Here is an 18,743-nt window from a genome sequence, read left to right as displayed (position 1 = left end):
CGAGTGATTCGGGTACTGCTGGTGGACGACCAGGAACTCATGCGGATGGGCTTTCGCATGGTGCTGGGCGCGCAGGAAGACATCGACGTGGTCGGCGAGGCGGCAGACGGCCTCGACGCCGTGCAGATGGCGGAGAAGCTGCGGCCCGACGTCGTCCTGATGGACGTCCGCATGCCCGTGATGGACGGCGTGGAGGCGACCAAGCGCATCGCGGAGGCCGACTCCGCGAAGGTGCTGGTCATGACCACCTTCGACATGGACGAGTACGCGCTGTCGGCGTTGCGCAACGGCGCCAGCGGGTTCCTGCTGAAGGACACCCCGCCGTCCGACCTCGTGTCGGCGCTGCGCGCGGTGGCCTCCGGCGACGCGGTGGTCTCGCCGTCGGTGACGAAGCGGCTGCTGGGCCGGTTCCTCGGCGACGGCGGCGGTGAGCTCCGGGACGCCTCGGTGCTCGACGTGCTGACCGAACGCGAGCGCGAGGTGCTCGTGCTGATCGCGAAGGGCCTGTCGAACACCGAACTCGCCCGCAAGCTGTTCCTGTCCGAGGCGACGGTGAAGACGCACGTCGGCAGGATCCTGGCGAAACTGGAACTGCGAGACCGGGTGCAGGCCGTGGTGCTGGCCTACGAGACCGGTCTCGTCCGTCCCGGTGACGCCTAGCGGTACTTCTCGGGGTCGGCGACCACGGTCTGTCCCGCCATTCGCGGCTTCACGACCTCGTCGTACCAGCGGCCCCAGTCGGGCTGCGAGCCGTCGAGGTCGGTGAACCCGTACTCGCGCTTGAGCTTCCACGACGAGAGGCACTGCCCGGCGAACCGCTTGCGGTCCTCGTCCGCCGCGAGGTGCGCGAGGCCGCGGCCGAGGTAGTGCGGCGTCTCGGACAACGCGTAGTCCGGCACCTTCTCGATCGCGTCACGCCAGTTCGCCTCGGTGACGCCGAAGCCCTCCAGCATCTGCTCGGAGCGCAGGAACCCCGGCGTGGCCGCGACCGCCGTCACGTTCGGGTGGTCCTTCAGATCCTTCGCCAGCACCTCACCGAACCGGCGCACCGAGCTCTTCACCGCGTCGTACGGGAGGTTCACGAAGTACGCCTCGCCGTCCTCGCCGTCGGTCACCTCGACCACGAGCCCGTCGTCGGACCTGATCAGGATCGGCATGAGCTTGTGCAACGCCACCAGGTGCGTCTCGACGCCGTTGCGCCACATCCGCAGCTGCCTGTCGAGGTCGTGTTCCCAGAACTTGCCCCACTCGACGAGGTTCTCGCCGCCCCAGGCGTTGTTCACGAAGATGTCGAGCTTGTCGATCTTCGCGGCTAAAGCGTCCACATCGGACGGATTCGTGAGGTCGCACCGGACCGCGATCCCCTTACCACCGGCGGCGTCCACGAGTTCGGCGGTGTCCTCGATCGTCTCCGACCGCCCGACCTCGGACTGCTGCGTCCGCGTGGTGCGGCCGGCGACGAACACCGTCGCCCCCGCTGCCCCCAGCTCCACGGCGATCGCCCGTCCCGCACCGCGCGTGGCGCCGGTGACGACCGCGACCTTCCCGCTCAGATCGGGATCACTTCTTTTCGACACGGCGAGTTCCCCTTCCCTCGTGCCAGGAGAGGACGATCATCCCGTCGCCCTCGACGGTGAGCTGCACGACCTCGGTGACGTCGAACCGGAACAGGTCGATCTCCTCCGGCTTCGGCTGCCACTCCGTGCGGTCGAACAGGTCTTTCAGATAGGCGTCCTTGTCCGTCCAGAACTCGGCGGTGCCGCTGATCTTCGCGTCGCCCGCCTCCGTCATCGAGGCCACCGTGGTGGTGCAGTGCAGCGCGAACCTCGGGTCGCGCCGCAAGTCCTTCGACTTCAACGAGTTCGGCATCATGCCCGCCCACAGCTCACCGCGGGCGAAGTCCGGTTCCACACCGCTGATCCGCGGTGAGCCGTCCTTGCGCAGCGTCGCGATCAACGCGTGCCGGTCCGCGGCGAACCTGCCCTGCACGAACGCGGCCATGTCGGGCTGTTCGGCCGTGAACTCCGCCCAGGTAGCCATCAACGCATCCCTTCCAGCACCAGGTCGATGTCCTCCGCCGTGCGTGCCAGCAGGTCGCCGCGCGGTCGCACCGACCAGTCCATCGAGATCCCGTAGACGAGCGCGGCGAGGACGCGGGCCGCGTTCGGCGGCAACCCCTCGGCCGCACAGAGGACTTCCAGCTCTTCTTCCAGCACCGCGTAGTGCCGGGCCAGCAATGCGCGCAGTTCCGGGTCGATCAGGTCGACCCCGAGCTGCGCCAGGTTGTTCGTCGCGACCACCGGGTCGGCGAGCCGGTCGAACCAGGTCAGCAGCGCGTCGCGGACGGTGCCGGCCGCGCGCATCCTGCGGGTGACCTCCTCGGTGCCCGCTTTGGTGAGCGCCTGCAGCAGCCCGCTCTTGGACCCGAACCGCTTCGCCACCGCCCCGACCGACACCCCGGCCTCCGCCGCCACGTCCGCGACGGTGAACTCCGGTCCGCGCCGGTCGATGACGGCCGCGACGGCGTTCAGGATCCGTTCGTCGGTGATGGTGCGAGGTCGTGCCACGCCGTTAGTGAACCACAATTCACTAACCTTCGCATAGGGTGGCGACACGTGACCTGGAGACCGAAACTGGTGGCGCTCGACATCGACGGAACCCTGACCGCTGTCGCCTCGAACCACATAGCGCCCGCCGTGAAAGCGGCCATCACCCGCGCCACCGAACACGGCGCCGTCGTCGTGCTCTGCACCGGCCGCAGCCTCGTCGGCATCAGGGCGGTGGTCCCGCAACTGCCGGCCTCGTACGCGCTCTGCTCGAACGGCGCGGTGTGGTGGGACCCGGCGCTGGGCGAGGTGACCAAGCGCGTGACCTTCGACCCCGGGCCGACCATCAAGACGTTGCGGGCTTTGCTGCCGGGGTCCGTGTTCGCCGTCGAGCAGCTCGGCGTCGGCAACCTGTCGCTGGGCGAGTTCCTGCCCGGCGACCTGTGGGGTGAGACGACCTGGGTGACGTTCGAGGAGATGGCGGTGCCGACCTCGCGGCTGGTCATGCGCTGGCTCGACCACACGCCGGCCGAGCTGGCGTTCGCCGTCCGCGAGCTGGAACTGCCGGGCATCGAGTGGTCCGTCGACCACACCGAGGCGTGGCTGACCGCGGTGCCGCCGGACGTCTCGAAGGGCTCGGCTCTCGACGAGCTCGTCGCGCAGCTGGGCATCAGCGCCTCGGACGCGCTCGCGATCGGGGACGGGTCCAACGACGTCGAGATGCTGAAGTGGGCCGGGCTCGGCGTCGCGATGGGGCAGGCGCCGGCGCACGTGCAGGCGGTGGCGGACGAGGTGGCGCCGACCGTGCTGGAGGACGGCGCCGCCCAGGTGCTGAACCGCTTCTTCCCCGGCTAGGGGTTCGGAACGAACACGCTCAGCCGGTACGTGGTGGGGTGGACCTCGCGGCCGCACAGCGCGTCCAGCCTGGCCACCTCCAGGTCGGCCCGCGTCAGGCCGGCCTGCTCCGGCACGGCGCGCAGGCGGCGCACGTACTCGCGGTACTCCGCGTGGTCCTGCGTCTCGAAGTGCACGACCCATCGCCCCGTGCCCGGCGCAGTGCGCGCGGCGAGACGACGGCTCGCCTCCGCTTCGCGGTTCTTGCGCTTCTTCTGTCCTGGCACCGGTTCAGCGTCGCGGAACCGGTGCCAGGACGGCAACAGGATTCAGTCCGACACGTTCTTCATGGCGACGACCTTGTCGACCTTCACCCGCACGACCATCTCGCCGGGCACGCCGTTGCGCTCGGCGTACTCGTCGGCGCGGTCGGCGCCCATGTAGCGCGCGGCGGTGCGGCCCGCCCAGTACTTGAGCTGGTCCGGGTCCTCGTCGACCACGGCCTGGCCGGTGATGGTGACGAAGCTGAACGGCGGCTGCTCGTCGTCGAAGCACAGGGCCACGCGGCCGTCGCGCAGGATCGACTTGCCCTTGACCGTGTCGCGGGCGGTCAGGAAGACGACGTCCGGGCCGTCGAGGTCGACCCAGACCGGGGCGACGTGCGGCGAGCCGTCCTTGCGGGTGACCGCGAGCTTGGCGGTGCGGGCGGGTGTGGCCAGGACGAACTCGCGCCACCAGCCGTCCGGGGCTTCCGTGTATCCCATGTGGCTCATTCAACTACGACGGAGGTAGCGCCACCGGACGACGGAAGTTGACGCACGCGCAGACCGCAGGCCGATGTGGGATGACCCCTCGGAACGTCAAGGTAGTCCCATCACCGAGAGGGGACAGCCAATGATCGAGGCAATCGGCCTCACCAAGAGATACGGCAGGACGGTCGCGGTCGACGACCTGTCGTTCACCGTCCATCCTGGACGGGTGACCGGATTCCTCGGTCCGAACGGCGCCGGCAAGTCGACCACCATGCGCATGGTCCTGGGGCTCGACCGTCCGACGGCAGGCCGCGTGCTGATCGACGGCAAGCCCTACACCGAGTTGCACCGTCCACTGCAGACCGTCGGTGCGCTGCTCGACGCCAAGTGGGTTCACCCGAACCGCTCCGCCCGCGCTCACCTGCGCTGGCTCGCCAAGTCCAACAACCTGCCGAACAGCCGCGTGGACGCGGTGCTGGAGGCCGTCGGTCTCACGCAGGTCGCCGGCAAGAACGCCGGCGGGTTCTCGCTCGGCATGTCGCAGCGGCTGGGGATCGCCGCGGCACTGCTCGGCGACCCGAAGGTGTTGCTGTTCGACGAGCCGGTCAACGGTCTCGACCCGGAGGGCATCCTCTGGATCCGCACGTTCATGCAGAACCTCGCCGCCGAGGGCCGCACGGTCCTGGTGTCGAGCCACCTGCTGTCGGAGATGGCCGTGACGGCCAGCGAGCTCATCGTGATCGGCCGGGGGAAGCTGATCACGCAGAGCACCACGCAGGAGTTCATCGACAGCGCGACGGGCAACACCGTCCTCGTGCGCAGCCCTCAGCTCTCCAAGCTCGGCCCGTTGCTGGTCGACAAGGGCTTCACCGTTCGTGACGGTGCGGACGGCGCGTTGTCCGTATCGGGTGCAACCAGTGACCAGATCGGTGACATCGCCGCTGCCAACGGCGTCGTCCTGCACGAGCTGAGCCCCCAGCGTGGTTCGCTCGAAGAGGCGTTCATGCAGCTGACCGGCGATGCTGTCGAGTACCACGCAGAGATCGGGAAGTGAGTCTGATGACCCTGTTGGCAGTTGAGAGAATCAAGCTCTTCTCGACCCGCTCGCCGTACTGGTGCAGCGCGCTCGCCATCGTGCTGGGCGTGGGGCTCACCGCGATCATCGCGGCGGCCAGCGAGGAGCAGGTGTCGCTCGGCCTGACCCAGATCGGCAGCGCCCAGCTCGCCATCGCGGTCGTGCTGGTGATGGCGGCGATCGCGGTCACCACCGAGTACCGCTTCGGCACCATCCGCTCGACGTTCCTCGCGGTGCCGAACCGCACCTCGGCGCTCGTCGCGAAGACCGTCGTGGTCGCGTTCATCGCCGGTGTGCTCGGCGAGATCATCGCCTTCGGTTCGGTGGGCATCGCCAAGCTGCTCTCGTCGAACTCCGACCTCTCCATCAACACGGCCGCCGAGTGGCGGCACGTTGCCGGCGTCGGCATCGTCTACGCCATCGGCGCGATCATCGCGGTGGCCGTGGGCATCCTGGTCCGCCAGACGGCCGGTGCGGTCTCGATCCTGCTGGTCTGGCAGATGGCCGCTGAAGGCCTGATCGGGTTCATCCCGAAGGTCGGCATCAAGATCCAGGCCTGGCTGCCGTTCACGAACGCCACCCACTTCCTGACCATGGGCGCGGACAGCCCGGAGCAGGGCGGGGCGGGCATCGACTTCAAGCTGAGCCAGTGGGGATCGCTGGCCTACTTCGCCGGCATCGCCGTCGCGATGCTGGTGGTCGCACTGATCGTCGCGAAGCGGCGGGACGCGTGACCTGTTCCGAATGAGGGGGAGAGGGACCTGGGTCATCCGTCGGGGGGGTGACCCAGGTCCCTGTCAGTTCTGTCGAGCGAACCGGGAGAGGTCATGATCGAAGCAGTGCGGTTGCAGAAGCACTACGGCAGGACGAAGGCCGTCGACGACCTGTCGTTCACCGTCCAGCCCGGCCGCGTCACGGGCTTCCTCGGCCCGAACGGCGCCGGCAAGTCCACGACCATGCGGATGATCCTCGGCCTCGACACCCCCACCGGCGGCGACGTCAGGATCGACGGGAAGCACTACGCCCAGCTCAAGCAGCCGCTGCGCAAGGTCGGCGCGCTGCTCGACGCGAAGTGGGTGCACCCCAACCGTTCCGCGCGCTCGCACCTCAAGTGGCTCGCCGTCTCGAACAAGATCCCGGTCAGCCGGGTGAACGAGGTGCTGGAGGTCGTCGGCCTCACCGAGGTCGCGCACAAGAACGCCGGCGGGTTCTCGCTCGGCATGGCGCAGCGGCTCGGCATCGCGGGCGCGCTGCTCGGCGACCCCGAGGTGCTGCTGTTCGACGAGCCCGTCAACGGCCTCGACCCCGAGGGCATCCTCTGGATCCGGCAGTTCATGCACCGGCTCGCGAGCGAGGGCCGCACGGTGTTCGTGTCGAGCCACCTGCTGTCCGAGATGGCGCAGACCGCCCAGGACCTCATCGTCATCGGCAAGGGTCAGCTGATCGCGCAGACCTCCACCGAGCAGTTCATCGCCGACGCCACCCAGGACACCGTCCGGGTGCGGTCGCCGCACGCCGCGAAGCTGCGCGAGATCCTCGCGGCGCACGCGACGGTGACTGATGACTCGGTGAGCGGAAGCCTGGTGGTGCAGGGGATTCCGGCGCAGCAGATCGGTGAGCTCGCGGCGGAGAACCAGATCGTGCTGCACGAGCTCAGTCCTCAGCGCGGTTCGCTGGAGGAGGCCTTCATGCAGCTCACCAAGGAGTCGGTGGAGTATCACGCGCACTGACGGGCTTGGGACGCCGTGACCTGATGGCGGGCAACGCGATCAGCAGCCCGGTCATCACGGCGGTGCCGCCCGCGACGGCGGCGACGAACGGCAGCCGGTCCTCCACGTCGACCGGCTGCTGGGGACGCTGGGCCGTGAGCGCCGGAGTCGGTTGCGTGGTCGAGGGCGACGGTGGCAGCAGCGGGTTGCGTTCCACCGGCGGGAGTTGCGCGGTGAGCGCGCCCATCGGGTTGACCATGCCGAACCCGGTCGCCGCGTCACGGCCGGGCTCCGCCAGGTCGGTCGCGGTCTTGACCAGCGCGTTGACGACGTCCTTCGCCGCCATGTCCGGGTGCTTCGCACGGACCAGCGCGGCGACGCCGGACACGATCGCCGACGCCGCGCTCGTGCCGTCCATCTCGGCATAACCGCTGGCGTACACGCTCTGCGGCGCGATGGTCACGATGCCCGCCGCCGGAGCCGCGAGCACGGTGTCCGTTCCGACGTTGGACGCCGCCCAGGGCTTGCCTTCCCTGGTCGTGCCCGCGACCGCGATCACGCCGTTGATGTTGGCGGGCGCGGAGACCTCCTTGCCGTCGTTGCCGGTGGCGGCGACGAGGACGACGTCCTTCTCGATCGCGTAGTTCACGGCCTTGACCAGCGTCGGCGTCATCGAGCTGGAGAAGCCCAGCGACATGTTGACGACCTTGGCGCCGTGGTCGGCGGCCCACCTGATGCTCTCGGCGACGACGTCGAGCCCGAACTGCTCCTTCTCGTCGGCACTGGCGATCGGCAGGATCTTGGCGCCGGGCGCGATGCCGAGCGCCCCGCCGTCCCGGCCGGTCGCGGCGATGATCCCGGCCATCCCGGTGCCGTGGCCGTCGACGTCGGTGGTGCCGTCGGTGCCCTTGGAACGGCCGAAGCCCGCTCCGGGCAGGACCTGGCCGACGAGGTCGGGGTGCTGGGCGTCGACGCCGGAGTCGATCACCGCCACGATCACGCCGTCACCGCGGGCCTGGGACTGCGCCGAGTAGACGTCGAGCGCGTCGAGGTGCCACTCCTGCTCCTCGATCGTCTGCGCGGCGAGCAGCAACGGCAGCGCGACGGCGAGCGCGGAGACCAGGTGCACGTCAGCTACATCGTGTTTCCACCTCACACCGCAACGTGCCTGGCGTCACACGTTGCGTAAGGGTGCTGTTAACAAGCCGTGAAAAGCCGCATTCTGGACATCACCGGCGTTTGAGTTCACGTTCAATGGGGTTATCCCCGCTGCGGAGGTGGCCAGTGGTCCGTGTGGAAGCAATGCTCGGCCTCGAGTGGAACAGTGCGCTCGAAGCCCCCAACCCTTCCGAAATCGCCCTCACCCCTGCAGACGCGCGCCGTTCGTGGGTGAGCCGCGCCTCCGAGAGCGAAGTCCTGGCGATGTACCGCTCGGTGCGGGACGTCGAGGACGCACCCGCGCCGTGGTGGCTGCGCGCGCTGGACCGGGGACGGCTGCGTTCCCGTGCCGAAGGCTATGCGATCGAGGACGCGGTGAGCGAACTGCTCTCCTCCCGTCCCGGCTGGGTGTTCGTGCCCTGGGTCGACCTCGGCGAGGTCGGGTACTGGGAGTACGTGCCGTCCGAGAGCGGTGTCTACGGGCCCGCCACCCCGACAACCGTGCAGTTCACCGACTCGCACCGCGGGTTCGTGCACCTGGTTCCCGCCCATCGCGGGGCCGGTCGGCCCCAGGCCATCGACTTCACCGTTGCTGACCTGCGTGCTCAGATCGAGGACATAGAACTCATTGCCTAGGCCCTGTCCTGCAGGCCTCGTCCGCGACAGTCGCGGCCGAGGGCCCCGGAGGCGGCACCATCGCAACACCCGGATACGCCCGGTATGAGGGCGCCGCGGCGGCACCGCCCCAGGTCTCTCGACCGTGACTCTCATCGAACGGCCCTACAGGACAGGACCTAGAATGTCCCGTCGTGACCAGGCCTGAGTTCCCCCGTTCCATCGTCAGCTTCGTCCAGCGCGGCGAGCGCATGACCGTGGGACAGGAACGTGCCTGGGACACGTACTGGGAGAAGATGGGCAACGACGTCAAGTCGTTGCCCGAGGGGCCCCTGGACTTCGACTCGTGGTTCGGCCGTTCAGCGCCCGTGCTGCTGGAGATCGGTTCCGGCATGGGCGAGACCACCTCCCAGCTCGTGGCCGCCGCGCCCGAGCTCAACTACGTCGCCGCCGAGGTCTACAAGCCGGGACTCGCCCAGCTGCTGCTGCGCGCCGAGCACCTCGGTGGGCTCGACAACCTGCGCGTGCTGCGCGGTGACGCCGTCGACCTGCTGACCGACCACATCGCGCCCGCGTCGTTGCACGGCGTGCGGATCTTCTTCCCGGACCCGTGGCCGAAGAAGAAGCACCACAAGCGCCGGCTCGTGCAGCCGGAGTTCGTGGCGCTGGTGGCGTCGCGGCTGGAGCCCGGTGGCGTGCTGCACCTGGCGACGGACTGGGAGCAGTACGCGGAACAGATGCTGGAGGTCTGTTCCGGCGAGCGGCTGCTGACCAACGTGCACGACGGCTGGGCGCCGCGGCCGGACTGGCGGCCCGTCACGAAGTTCGAACAGCGTGCGGTGAACGAGGATCGGGTCTCGCACGACCTGATGTTCCGGCGGAACGACCTCACCTGATCGAGGCCTCAAGCCGATCGAGTGAACACCCTGGGTCTCGCGTTCACTCGTTGGAGTGGCCGGTGTTGATCACCCGAAATGCCCCGAGTGGCAGTGACGCGTGAGGCTGTTCCGGGCTTAGCGTCTCGCTCCGTGACCCCCGACGTCCTCCCCGTCGCGGAGGAGTTCGTCCGCATGTTCCACGCGGCGCACTCCGACGCAGGCTCGCTGTCCGCCCGCATCGCCCAGGTGCGCGCCGAGATCACCGAGACCGGAACCTACCGCCACACCACCAACGAACTCGCCTACGGCGCGCGGATCGCGTTGCGAGATTCCGGCTGGTGCACCTCGGGTGTGCCTTGGCGCCGCCTGAAAGTCCGCGATCTGCGCGGCTACCGCAACGCCGCCGCCGTCGCCGGCGAGTGCGTCGAGCACCTGCGGCTGTCGACCAACGGCGGCGAGATCCGGCCGCTGGTCACGGTTTTCGCGCCGGACGCACCGGGTTCGCCCGGGCCGGTGATCTGGAACGAGCAGCTGATCCGGTACGCCGGGTACGCCGACGGGATGGGGGACCGCCGGTACACCCAGTTCACCGAGACCATGCAGGGCATGGGGTGGCGTCCGCCGGTGCGGCGTTCACGCTTCGACCTGCTGCCGTTGGTGGTGGAGACGCAGCACGAGGGCCCGCGGCTGTTCACGCTGCCGTCCGAGATCGTGCACGAAGTTCCTTTGGAGCACCCGACTCTGCCGTGGTTCGGCGAGATGGGGCTGCGCTGGCACGCGGTTCCGGTCATCTCGAACATGCGGCTGTCGATCGGCGGCGTGCACTACCCCGCCGCGCCGTTCAACTCGTGGTTCGTCGGCGCCGAGATCGGCACGCGGTCATTGGCTGATGAAGGTGCTTACGGTGTGGCGCGTGAGGTTGCCGATGCGTTGGGTTTGGACACCTCGTCCGAACGCACGCTGTGGCGGGACCTCGCGACCGTTCACCTGAACGCTGCAGTGCTGCACTCGTTCGACAAGGCGGCTGTCACGATCACCGATCACCACGCGGAAGCGTTGCACCGCCTAGCGTGGCTGCGTTCCCGTCAACGGCCTTCCGCCGCACGGCCCGCGTTCCGGCTCGACACCGCAGCCGCGGCGCGCGCACGGACCGGTTCTCCGGCGCGCTTCACGGCCGCGTTGGACGAGACCCGCCCTCAGCCGACGAGCAGGCTGGCGGAGCTGCTCCGCCAGCAACATTCCCTGACCAGCGTCTGACTTCCCCATCACACGCCGGTTCGGGACCTAGTGCTTCGAGTCGATCATCACGCCTGACAGGGCCATCAAGGCGAGGACCAACAGGCCGACCACCGCGGCGGCCCAAGTGAACACAACTGACAACATGACGTCCTCCTTTTCCCCGACTTTCGCTCCTCCAGAGTCCGTGACCCCGGCGTAATCCGGCATCCGCCGTGAGGGTGTTTCCGCAGGTCGCCCAGTCAGCCTTATGGCTGACCCTTCGGTAGACCCCGGTCGGACGCGGGATCAGCCTTCCGGCTTTACCGTGTGTCGGGTGGAGAGCAAGGAACTGAACTGGCGGTTGCTCGCCAAACGCCAGTGGCCGCTGGCGCTCTCACTGGCCTTCATCTCGGGCTTGGAGCTGTTCACCGCCGACTACACGAACCCCTGGTGGCAGGCCCCCGGCGTCGCGGTGATCTGCGCGATCGCCGTGCTGGCGCCCCGGCGTCCCTTCGACGCGACCCTGGCCCTCGCCGCGGCGATCGTCTTCACCGCCGTCTACCTGCGGTTCTTCGACCTGTCCATGCAGCCGCACTTCTTCATCAGCGGTGCGTCGATCTCCGTGACGGGCGCGGCGATGGCGACCATCGCGATCGTCGTGCGCGAGGCACCGCGCTGGTACGCGACGTCGGGCACCGCGGTCGTCCTCGCGGCGATGGTGGCCGCGGAGGTCATCAGCTATCCGGTCGTGGCGCCGCGGGACTACCGGACCTACGAACCCGACCCGGGGAGCTACCTGTTCGGCGCGGTCCTCATGTTCGTGATCGCGGTGGGCACCGGCCTGTACTTCCGGGCCCGTGACAACGAACGCACGTCTCAGCTGGCTGCTTCCGTTGCGGCGGCCCAGAACTCCGAACGGCTGGCGCTCGCCCGCGAACTGCACGACGTGGTGGCTCACTACGTGACCGCGATCGTCGTGCACGCGCAGGCCGGCCAGATCAACCGCGCCGCAGCCGAGCAGGTGCTGCCGACCATCGAGGCGTCCGGCCACGAGGCGCTGACCGCGATGCGGCGGCTGGTCGGGACGTTGCGGGACGGCGAGTCCTCCACACCGGCCGCGTCCTCGTCCCTCGTGGACGACGTGCGGTCGCTGGCGGTGGAGTCCGGGCTCCCGGTGCGGCTCTCGTTCGACCTGCGGGACGCCGTGCCGCAGGAGCTGGCGCGGTCAGTGCTGCGGTTGGTGCAGGAATCGTTGACGAACACCCAGAAGCACGCGGCAGCGGTGTCCTCTGTGGACGTCTCACTGTCCTCGAGTGACGGTGTGCTGCACCTGAACGTGGTCGACGACGGCGTCGCGTCCGGCGTGCCCGTGGGCGGATCCGGAGGCTACGGGCTCGTCGGCATGCGCGAGCGCGCGGAACTGCTGGGCGGCACCTTCTCCGCAGGCCGACGCGAACCGACTGGGTGGACGGTCCGCGCCGATCTGCCGATCAGCTAGCTCACATGTCGTCGCGGATGACTTCGAACTCCTGAGTCATCTCGACATCGCTCTGCTGGTCGTCGTTCTGAGGGTCGATGTCGGCCACTGAATGCCTCCGCATGATCACGCCCGGTCGTGGGGTGTGATCATGCCAACTCAGCGGCGAGTCGGCGGCTTGGGGGTGGCGGGCTTCTGCGCGCGGCGGAACTGTCCACTGGACGTGCACGGCTTCTTCGACATGATCTTGAGACGCCCCTGTCCTACCCGTGGTTGCTCTTGGATGCACAAAGGGCCCGTCGCAGCATGCGTGACGGGCCCCTTGGTTGGGGAGAAGTTTTAGGCCGGGGCGGACCCTGGGGGTCGGCCCGCGCCCGACACAGCGAGGATGCCCATCGCGTTCGGATGTATGCATGCTTGTGATCGGCATCACAATGGCAGGATTCTTCCCATGTCACTGCGTCTGCACGCCCCGGTGGTCCTGCCCTGCGACCCGTCCTGCGCCGTGTTGCGCGACGCGGTCGTGGACGTCGTCGACGGCCGGATCACCTACGTGGGTGCCCTCTCCGATGCCCCCGCCTTCGACGGCGAAGTCCGCTCGCTGACCGGCATCCTGCTGCCCGGCCTGATCAACACCCACGCGCACAGCCCGATGACGGTGCTGCGCGGCCTGGGCGCCGACCTGCCGCTGCTGCGGTGGCTTCAGGAGCAGATCTGGCCGAACGAGGCGCGGATGACCGCCCAGGACGTCGGCACCGGCATGCTGCTCGGCGCCGTCGAGATGCTGCGGCACGGCGTCACCACCTCCACCGAGATGTACTTCCACGGCCCTGAGCTGGTGTCCTCGGTGCTGGCGGCCGGGTCGCGGGTGGTCTTCGGCGGAGCGATCCTCGACGTGCCCGGGATGGACTGGAAGTCGCTGACCGGTGAGATCTCCGCGTGGATCGACGCCGACGGACTGCGGTTCGGGCCTGGTGAGCGGGTCGAACTGGCCTACGGGCCGCACTCCGCCTACACGCTGTCGGCTCCCCAGCTCACTTCGATCGCGGCCGAGGCTCGGGCGCGGGGCGCGTTGTTCATGGTGCACGTGGCCGAGTCGCCGTTCGAGGACGAGGCCGCCCGCGCCGAGTTCGGTTCGGTGCCGGCGTTGATGAAGGCCTCCGACGTGCTGGGCGGGCGCGTGCTGTCCGCGCACTCCGTGCACCTGTCCGACGACGACATCGCGCTGTACGCCTCGTACGGCGTCGGCGTCGCGCACTGCCCCGGGTCGAACGCGAAGCTCGCCTCGGGGATCGCGCGGGTGCCGGAGATGCTGGCCGCCGGGGTCTCCGTCGGACTCGGGACGGACGGGCCGGCGTCGAACGACGACCTGGACCTGTTCGAGGAGGCACGGCTGGCCGGGCTGTTCGCGCGCGTCTCGAAGATGGACGCGACCGTCCTCGGGGCCGCGCAGGCGTTGCTGATGGCCACTCGCGGCGGGGCCGACGCGCTCGGCCGCGCCGACATCGGCTCGCTGGAGGCAGGGCGCTGGGGCGACGTCGTGCACATCGCCGCCGACGACCCCGCCTTCGCGCCCGGTCTGGACGCGCCGGACGCGCAGCTGCTGGCGAACCTCGTCTGGGGGTCCGGGTCGCGCCGGGTCACCGACGTGTGGGTCGCCGGTGACCACGTCGTCGCAGGTGGGGAGTCGACTCGGGTCGACCGGCACGAGGCGCAGGCCGGAGTCGCCGCGGTGGCACGGCGACTGCGCAGCGTCAACCTCTAGCCACAGGCTGTTGACAAGCCTGTGGACAACCAGTGGCGTGCCACTAGTGCGGTCGCGACCGCACGTTGATCTCGGTGATGTGGGCGTCGGGCGTCGCCAGCACGGCCGACGCCACCGCCCGCCCCACCGAGGCCGGGTCGATGTACTTCGACGGGTCGTACTCGCCGCCCTCGTGGCGCCGCACGTCCTCCTGCATCGGCGTGGCGGTGCGGCCGGGGTAGACCGTGGTCACGCGCAACGACGGCTCGTCGCCGCGCAGGGCGTCGGCGTACGCGCGCAGGGCGAACTTCGAGGCCGCGTAGACGCCCCAGCCCGGGTTGGCGTTCAGGCCGGCGCCGGAGTTGATGAGCACGACGTGGCCGGAGGCGGCGCGCAGCTGCGGCAGGACGAGGTTGGTCAGTTCGGCCACGGCGAAGACGTTCACGTCGAACGTGCGGCGCCAGTCGTCCTGGGTGGCCTCGGCCAGCGGGCCGAGCAGGGCGATGCCGGCGCTGTGGACGATCACGTCGAGGCGTGAGACGGCGGCCAGGTCGGCGCTGGCGGCGTTCGTGAGGTCGAACGGCCAGGCCTGCGCGCCGGGGAGCTCGGCGGCCAGCAGAGACAGGGACGTCTCGTCGCGGCCGCCTAGCAGCAGGTCGTGGGTCGAGGCCAGACTTCTGGCGATGGCCGAGCCGATTCCGCTGGATGCCCCGGTGACGAGGGCGACCGGACGATCACTCATGGGGGGACCATAGTGCCCAGGAAGTTGATCCTGCCTTACCTGTGCCTGCTCTACTTCATCAACTACCTGGACCGGGTCAACATCGGGTTCGCCGGGCCGAACGGCATGTCGGAGGAGCTCCAGCTCTCGGCGACGGTGTTCGGGTTCGCGTCCGGGGTGTTCTTCATCGGCTACCTGCTGCTCGAGGTGCCGAGCAACCTGGCCCTGCACAGGTTCGGCGCGCGCAAGTGGATCGCGCGGATCATGATCAGCTGGGGGATCGTCGCCACGGCCATGGCGTTCGTGCCCAACGGGACCGTGCTGGTCGCGCTGCGGTTCCTGCTCGGCGTGGCCGAGGCCGGGTTCTTCCCCGGGATCATCCTGTACCTGACGTACTTCTACCCGCAGAGGGAGCGGGCGCGGATCGTCGCGCTGTTCATGGTGGCGGTGCCGATCTCGACGGCGGTCGGGTCCACGTTCAGCGCGTTGCTGATCCAGTGGACGGACTGGCGCACGATGTTCCTCATCGAGGGACTGCCGGCGATCGCGCTGGCGTTCGTGACGTGGTTCTGGCTGCCGGACAAGCCCGACGACGCTCCGGAGCAGCCCGCCGAGGAGCACTGGCCGCTCAAGAAGGCCCTCACGCACCCGCGGATCCTGGCGTTGAGCTTCGTGTACTTCGGGATCGTCTACGGGCTGTACACGCTGGGGTTCTTCCTGCCGACGATCATCAAGGGCCTGGCGCCCGGAGCCGGGATCGTCGAGCGCGGGCTGATCAACGCGATTCCGTACGTCCTCGGCGCGGTCGCCATGGTCCTGTGGGCCAGGCACGGCGACCGCACCGGAGAACGGAAGTGGCACGTCGCCGCGCCCATGCTGCTCGGCGGAGCGGCCATCCCCGTGGCGCTCTACCTGGACAACCCCATCGCGGCGATGGTGGCGGTCTCGGTCTGCGCCATCGGTGTCTGCGCCGCGCTGCCCACGTTCTGGGCGCTTCCCACGAGCTTCCTGGGCGGCGCGGCGGCGGCGGGTGGAATCGCGTTGATCAACTCACTGGGCAACCTGAGCGGTTTCGCGGCGCCCTACGTGACCGGCTGGCTGCGTGACATCACCGGGACCCAGAAGACCGGCCTCTGGGTCGTCGGCATCACGATGATCACGGCAGCGGTGGTCGCGCTCGTTCAGAGGGCGGGGACGGAGAAGGTGTAGAGCGCCTCGTAACGCACGGACGTCTGCGCGCCCTCGGTGCAGCCGCCCGCCGGTGCGACGCCGCCCTTGGTGGCGAGGCGCTGCACATAGCTGGCGCCGGCGAACGTTCCCTCGCCCCTGGTGGACTTGGCCTTGAGCAGGAGTTCCGGAACGGCTCCGGAAACCTCGTTGCGGGCGCCCTCGACCGGGGCGGCCTCGACCGCGCTGCCGTCGACGGTGGAGACCCAGACCGGACCGCGCGAGTGCAGTCCGACCGCCCTGCCGAGCCGGTCCGCCAGTGTCGCGGCGGGTTCCAGGCCCTTCCACGCTCCGGCCGTGCAGGTGTAGGTCTGCACGCCCTTGGCGTAGAGCTTCGCGACGAGCTTGTTGCCGGACGGGACCTGAACAGCGGGTGCGACCCTCGCGTCAGCTCCGTTCATGGCTTCCGGGGTCGGCGCGGCGGTGGAGCCGGCACCTCCCAGGAGGATGCCGAGAAGAGTTGATGAGACCAGGACGATGCCAGCACGTTTCATCACCTCCGGTCGTACGGGAGGGTTTGCGGACCGGTTCAGTACCGTCTCAGCTGGTGGTGCGGCCACCCGTCACGCGGACGGGCGGCCGCACCGGATCACGGGATCAGTCGCAGATCTTGCGACGGTCCTTGCGCCACACCACCGCGACGGACGGACGCGGCTGCGAGGTGCCACCGTCAGGCCAGTGCGACAGCGGGTTGTTGGCCGAGGCGCCGTCGATCTCGCCGGGGTGCTGCACGGACACCAGCACGAAGTCCTCGGTGATGACCGGGCCGCAGGTCTCCGCACCCTTGGGAACGGTGAGGAACTGCTTCACCTGACCGCGGCGCTTGCCGGAGACGGGCACCGCGAAGAGGCCGTCGTTGGACCCCAGGGCGTTGCCGTCGGTGGAGATCCACAGGTTGCCGTGCGTGTCGAACGCGACGTTGTCCGGGCAGGAGATCGGGCTGACCTGCGACTTGTCGTAGCCGCCGAAGTACGTGCCAGGGTCCTTCGGGTCACCACAGACCAGCAGCAGCTTCCAGGAGAACGTGAGCGCCGTGTTGTCGCTGCGGCGCTCCTCGATCTCCAGGACGTGGCCGTGCTTGTTGCCGTTGCGCGGGTTGATCTCGGTCGGGCCTTCCTTGCCCGCCTTGCCGCGGTCGGTGTTGTTGGTCAGCGCGGCGTAGATCCGGCGGTTGTGCGTCGAGGGCTCGACGTCCTCCGGGCGGTCCATCTTCGTGGCGCCCATCTTGTCCGCGGCCAGGCGCGTGAAGACGTAGACCTCTTCGGCGGTGAAGCCCGGAACGAACGACTTGTCGTTGTGCGCCAGCGCGATCCACTCGCCGCTGCCGTCGAACTCGCCGTCGGCGGGCAGCTTGCCGGTGCCGTCGATCTCGGCGGCCGGGCTGTCACCGGTGAACTTGGCGACGTAGAGCGTTCCCTTGTCCAGCAACTGCTTGTTGTGCTCGCGGGCGCGCTTCGAGGCGCCCTTCTGCATCTTCTCGTCCGTGACGAACTTGTACATGTAGTCGAAGCGCTCGTCGTCGCCCATGTACGCGACCACGCGGCCGTCCTTGGCGACGATGACGTTCGCGCCCTCGTGCTTGAAGCGGCCGAGGGCGGTGTGCTTGACCGGGGTCGAGTTCTTGTCGAGCGGGTCGATCTCGACGATCCAGCCGAACCTGTTGGCCTCGTTGGGTTCCTGGGCCAGGTCGAAGCGCTTGTCGAAGCGCTCCCACTGGCGCAGCGACGCGCCGCCGCTGATGCCGTAGCGGGCGAACTTGGCCTTGGTGTCCGGGTCGGTGACCTGGCTCGCGTTGGCGAAGTACTGGTTGAAGTTCTCCTCGCCGGACAGGATCGTGCCCCACGGTGTGACGCCACCGGCGCAGTTGTTCTGCGTGCCCAGGACCCTGCGGCCCGTCGGGTCGGCGGAGGTCTTGAGGAACTTCGAACCGGCGGCCGGGCCCTTCACCTCGAACGGCGTGGTGAGGGTGATCCTGCGGTTGTACTTCTTCTTGTCGTCCGGGCAGACGAAGAGCTTGCCCGTGCGGGGGTCCCGGTCGACCATCACGACCGACAGGCCGTGCGCGGCCCATGCGATCTTGGCGTGCTTCTCGGTGATCTTGTCCGGCGCCCAGTCCTTGAACATGTAGGTCTCGGACGTGTACTCGTGGTTGCTCACCATGAGCCAGCTGTCGTGGTAGCCGGGCACCGGCACGAGGCCGCAGAAGTCGTTGTTGAAGCCGAACTGCTTGGCCTGCGCCTCCGGCGTCTGGTTGTCGAAGTCGAACTTCGGCGCGTCGTCCAGCACCCCGTCACCCCAGCGGATGACGACGTCCTGCTGGAAACCCTGGGGCACGCTGATCTGGTCGAGGGTGTTGGGCTGCACCGGCTCGAAGTTCAGACCGTCGTTGCCGTTGTTGCCGCCGCGGCCCAGGGCCTCGGCGTCGGCGTGGGCCGGAGCGGCGGCGGCCGCACCGGAGAACGCGAGCGCGCCGGCACCGGCGGCCGCGACGACCGCACCGGCCTTGAGCATGCCGCGGCGGCTCACGACCTCCTTGACGACGTCACCGAAGTACGCGTTCTGCGTCGTGTTGGGCGCCTCGTGGGCGCAGGCGTTGCCGCAGCGGAACTCGCAGGTGACGGCCTGACGCCCGAGCGGGTGATTGGCCGTGAGCAGGGGCAGCAGGCGACGGCCCCGATCGGTGGGTGAGGACACGCAGGCCTCCGAGATCGGTCAGTGTGGGAACTGGCCGAACCTAAGAGCCCAACGAGATCGCCTGCCGTCCAGGAGGTGAACGACAGGCGAACTCG

At 69.0% G+C, this 18,743-nt stretch carries 21 protein-coding genes; 11 read left to right on the top strand and 10 right to left on the bottom strand.

Features of this window, described 5'->3' with window-relative positions; translation table 11 throughout:
• The first annotated feature begins 3 nt into the window (after positions 1–3).
• Positions 4–660 (top strand): response regulator, encoded by a 657-nt coding sequence (locus DFR72_RS16860; RefSeq protein ID WP_090066274.1) that lies wholly within the window; start codon positions 4–6, stop codon positions 658–660.
• Here DFR72_RS16860 and DFR72_RS16855 read toward each other — a convergent pair.
• The 3 genes from DFR72_RS16855 to DFR72_RS16845 are packed head-to-tail and all read right to left on the bottom strand — an operon-like array spanning position 657 to position 2,567.
• Positions 657–1,577 (bottom strand): SDR family oxidoreductase, encoded by a 921-nt coding sequence (locus DFR72_RS16855; RefSeq protein WP_114773694.1) that lies wholly within the window; start codon positions 1,575–1,577, stop codon positions 657–659. The two genes, DFR72_RS16860 and DFR72_RS16855, sit on opposite strands and share 4 nt — an antisense overlap.
• Positions 1,561–2,040, bottom strand: a complete 480-nt coding sequence (locus tag DFR72_RS16850; RefSeq protein ID WP_211335446.1) for a pyridoxamine 5'-phosphate oxidase family protein — start codon at positions 2,038–2,040, stop codon at positions 1,561–1,563. Before DFR72_RS16850 ends, DFR72_RS16855 begins: the two co-directional genes overlap by 17 nt.
• Complete coding sequence (locus DFR72_RS16845) at positions 2,040–2,567, bottom strand: TetR/AcrR family transcriptional regulator (protein ID WP_090066276.1); 528 nt, start codon at positions 2,565–2,567, stop codon at positions 2,040–2,042. The genes DFR72_RS16850 and DFR72_RS16845 overlap by 1 nt, the downstream gene beginning before the upstream one ends.
• 48 nt (positions 2,568–2,615) lie before the next feature.
• Here DFR72_RS16845 and DFR72_RS16840 point away from each other — a divergent pair, with 48 nt between their 5' ends.
• Complete coding sequence (locus DFR72_RS16840) at positions 2,616–3,401, top strand: HAD family hydrolase (RefSeq protein ID WP_090066277.1); 786 nt, start codon at positions 2,616–2,618, stop codon at positions 3,399–3,401.
• On the opposite strand, the gene DFR72_RS16835 is transcribed toward DFR72_RS16840, so the two are convergent.
• Complete coding sequence (locus tag DFR72_RS16835) at positions 3,398–3,667, bottom strand: hypothetical protein (RefSeq protein ID WP_090066363.1); 270 nt, start codon at positions 3,665–3,667, stop codon at positions 3,398–3,400. The two genes, DFR72_RS16840 and DFR72_RS16835, sit on opposite strands and share 4 nt — an antisense overlap.
• Positions 3,668–3,709: 42 nt before the next feature.
• A complete protein-coding gene (locus tag DFR72_RS16830; RefSeq protein WP_090066278.1) occupies positions 3,710–4,144 on the bottom strand; it encodes a PPOX class F420-dependent oxidoreductase in 435 nt (144 codons plus the stop codon).
• A 130-nt stretch (positions 4,145–4,274) separates the two neighbouring features.
• On the opposite strand from DFR72_RS16830, the gene DFR72_RS16825 reads away from it, so the two are divergent.
• The 3 genes from DFR72_RS16825 to DFR72_RS16815 all read left to right on the top strand — a co-directional run bounded on the left by DFR72_RS16825 (position 4,275) and on the right by DFR72_RS16815 (position 6,937).
• Positions 4,275–5,186, top strand: coding sequence for an ABC transporter ATP-binding protein (locus tag DFR72_RS16825; protein ID WP_090066279.1), 912 nt, complete (start codon positions 4,275–4,277; stop codon positions 5,184–5,186).
• A 5-nt stretch (positions 5,187–5,191) separates the two neighbouring features.
• Positions 5,192–5,941: a hypothetical protein gene (locus tag DFR72_RS16820; RefSeq protein WP_090066280.1), complete on the top strand. Its 750-nt coding sequence runs from the start codon at positions 5,192–5,194 to the stop codon at positions 5,939–5,941.
• Between the two features lie 93 nt (positions 5,942–6,034).
• Complete coding sequence (locus DFR72_RS16815) at positions 6,035–6,937, top strand: ABC transporter ATP-binding protein (RefSeq protein ID WP_090066281.1); 903 nt, start codon at positions 6,035–6,037, stop codon at positions 6,935–6,937.
• Here DFR72_RS16815 and mycP read toward each other — a convergent pair.
• Positions 6,903–8,045, bottom strand: coding sequence for a type VII secretion-associated serine protease mycosin (gene mycP / locus DFR72_RS16810; RefSeq protein WP_170176299.1), 1,143 nt, complete (start codon positions 8,043–8,045; stop codon positions 6,903–6,905). The genes DFR72_RS16815 and mycP overlap by 35 nt on opposite strands.
• 260 nt (positions 8,046–8,305) lie before the next feature.
• Between mycP and DFR72_RS16805 the strand changes: the two genes are divergently transcribed.
• From DFR72_RS16805 to DFR72_RS16790, 4 genes are all read left to right on the top strand, one after another.
• Entirely contained in the window at positions 8,306–8,710 is a 405-nt protein-coding gene (locus tag DFR72_RS16805; protein ID WP_143086729.1) for a hypothetical protein, read from the top strand.
• Positions 8,711–8,940: 230 nt separating this feature from the next.
• Entirely contained in the window at positions 8,941–9,585 is a 645-nt protein-coding gene (gene trmB / locus DFR72_RS16800; protein WP_218158089.1) for a tRNA (guanosine(46)-N7)-methyltransferase TrmB, read from the top strand.
• Positions 9,586–9,717: 132 nt separating this feature from the next.
• Positions 9,718–10,824, top strand: a complete 1,107-nt coding sequence (locus DFR72_RS16795) for a nitric oxide synthase oxygenase (protein WP_245983069.1) — start codon at positions 9,718–9,720, stop codon at positions 10,822–10,824.
• 295 nt (positions 10,825–11,119) lie between these two features.
• Positions 11,120–12,283, top strand: a complete 1,164-nt coding sequence (locus DFR72_RS16790; RefSeq protein WP_090066286.1) for a sensor histidine kinase — start codon at positions 11,120–11,122, stop codon at positions 12,281–12,283.
• A 1-nt stretch (position 12,284) separates the two neighbouring features.
• Here the strand turns inward: DFR72_RS16790 and DFR72_RS44980 are convergent, their stop codons facing one another.
• Complete coding sequence (locus DFR72_RS44980) at positions 12,285–12,491, bottom strand: hypothetical protein (protein WP_143086730.1); 207 nt, start codon at positions 12,489–12,491, stop codon at positions 12,285–12,287.
• Between the two features lie 222 nt (positions 12,492–12,713).
• Here DFR72_RS44980 and DFR72_RS16785 point away from each other — a divergent pair, with 222 nt between their 5' ends.
• A complete protein-coding gene (locus DFR72_RS16785) occupies positions 12,714–14,027 on the top strand; it encodes an amidohydrolase family protein (RefSeq protein WP_090066287.1) in 1,314 nt (437 codons plus the stop codon).
• Between the two features lie 43 nt (positions 14,028–14,070).
• On the opposite strand, the gene DFR72_RS16780 is transcribed toward DFR72_RS16785, so the two are convergent.
• Entirely contained in the window at positions 14,071–14,748 is a 678-nt protein-coding gene (locus DFR72_RS16780; protein ID WP_090066288.1) for an SDR family oxidoreductase, read from the bottom strand.
• A gap of 12 nt (positions 14,749–14,760) precedes the next feature.
• On the opposite strand from DFR72_RS16780, the gene DFR72_RS16775 reads away from it, so the two are divergent.
• Positions 14,761–15,936, top strand: a complete 1,176-nt coding sequence (locus DFR72_RS16775) for an MFS transporter (RefSeq protein ID WP_245983068.1) — start codon at positions 14,761–14,763, stop codon at positions 15,934–15,936.
• On the opposite strand, the gene DFR72_RS16770 is transcribed toward DFR72_RS16775, so the two are convergent.
• On the bottom strand, positions 15,909–16,448 hold the full coding sequence (locus tag DFR72_RS16770; RefSeq protein ID WP_090066289.1) for a DUF3455 domain-containing protein: 540 nt from the start codon (positions 16,446–16,448) through the stop codon (positions 15,909–15,911). The genes DFR72_RS16775 and DFR72_RS16770 overlap by 28 nt on opposite strands.
• Positions 16,449–16,551: 103 nt before the next feature.
• Entirely contained in the window at positions 16,552–18,648 is a 2,097-nt protein-coding gene (locus DFR72_RS16765; protein WP_090066290.1) for a PhoX family protein, read from the bottom strand.
• Positions 18,649–18,743 lie beyond the last annotated feature (95 nt).

The sequence above is a fragment of the Lentzea flaviverrucosa genome (assembly GCF_003350445.1).
GTDB lineage: Bacteria > Actinomycetota > Actinomycetes > Mycobacteriales > Pseudonocardiaceae > Lentzea > Lentzea californiensis.
Note: the sequence above shows the minus strand (reverse complement) of the source record. Positions and strands in the feature narration are given on the sequence as shown.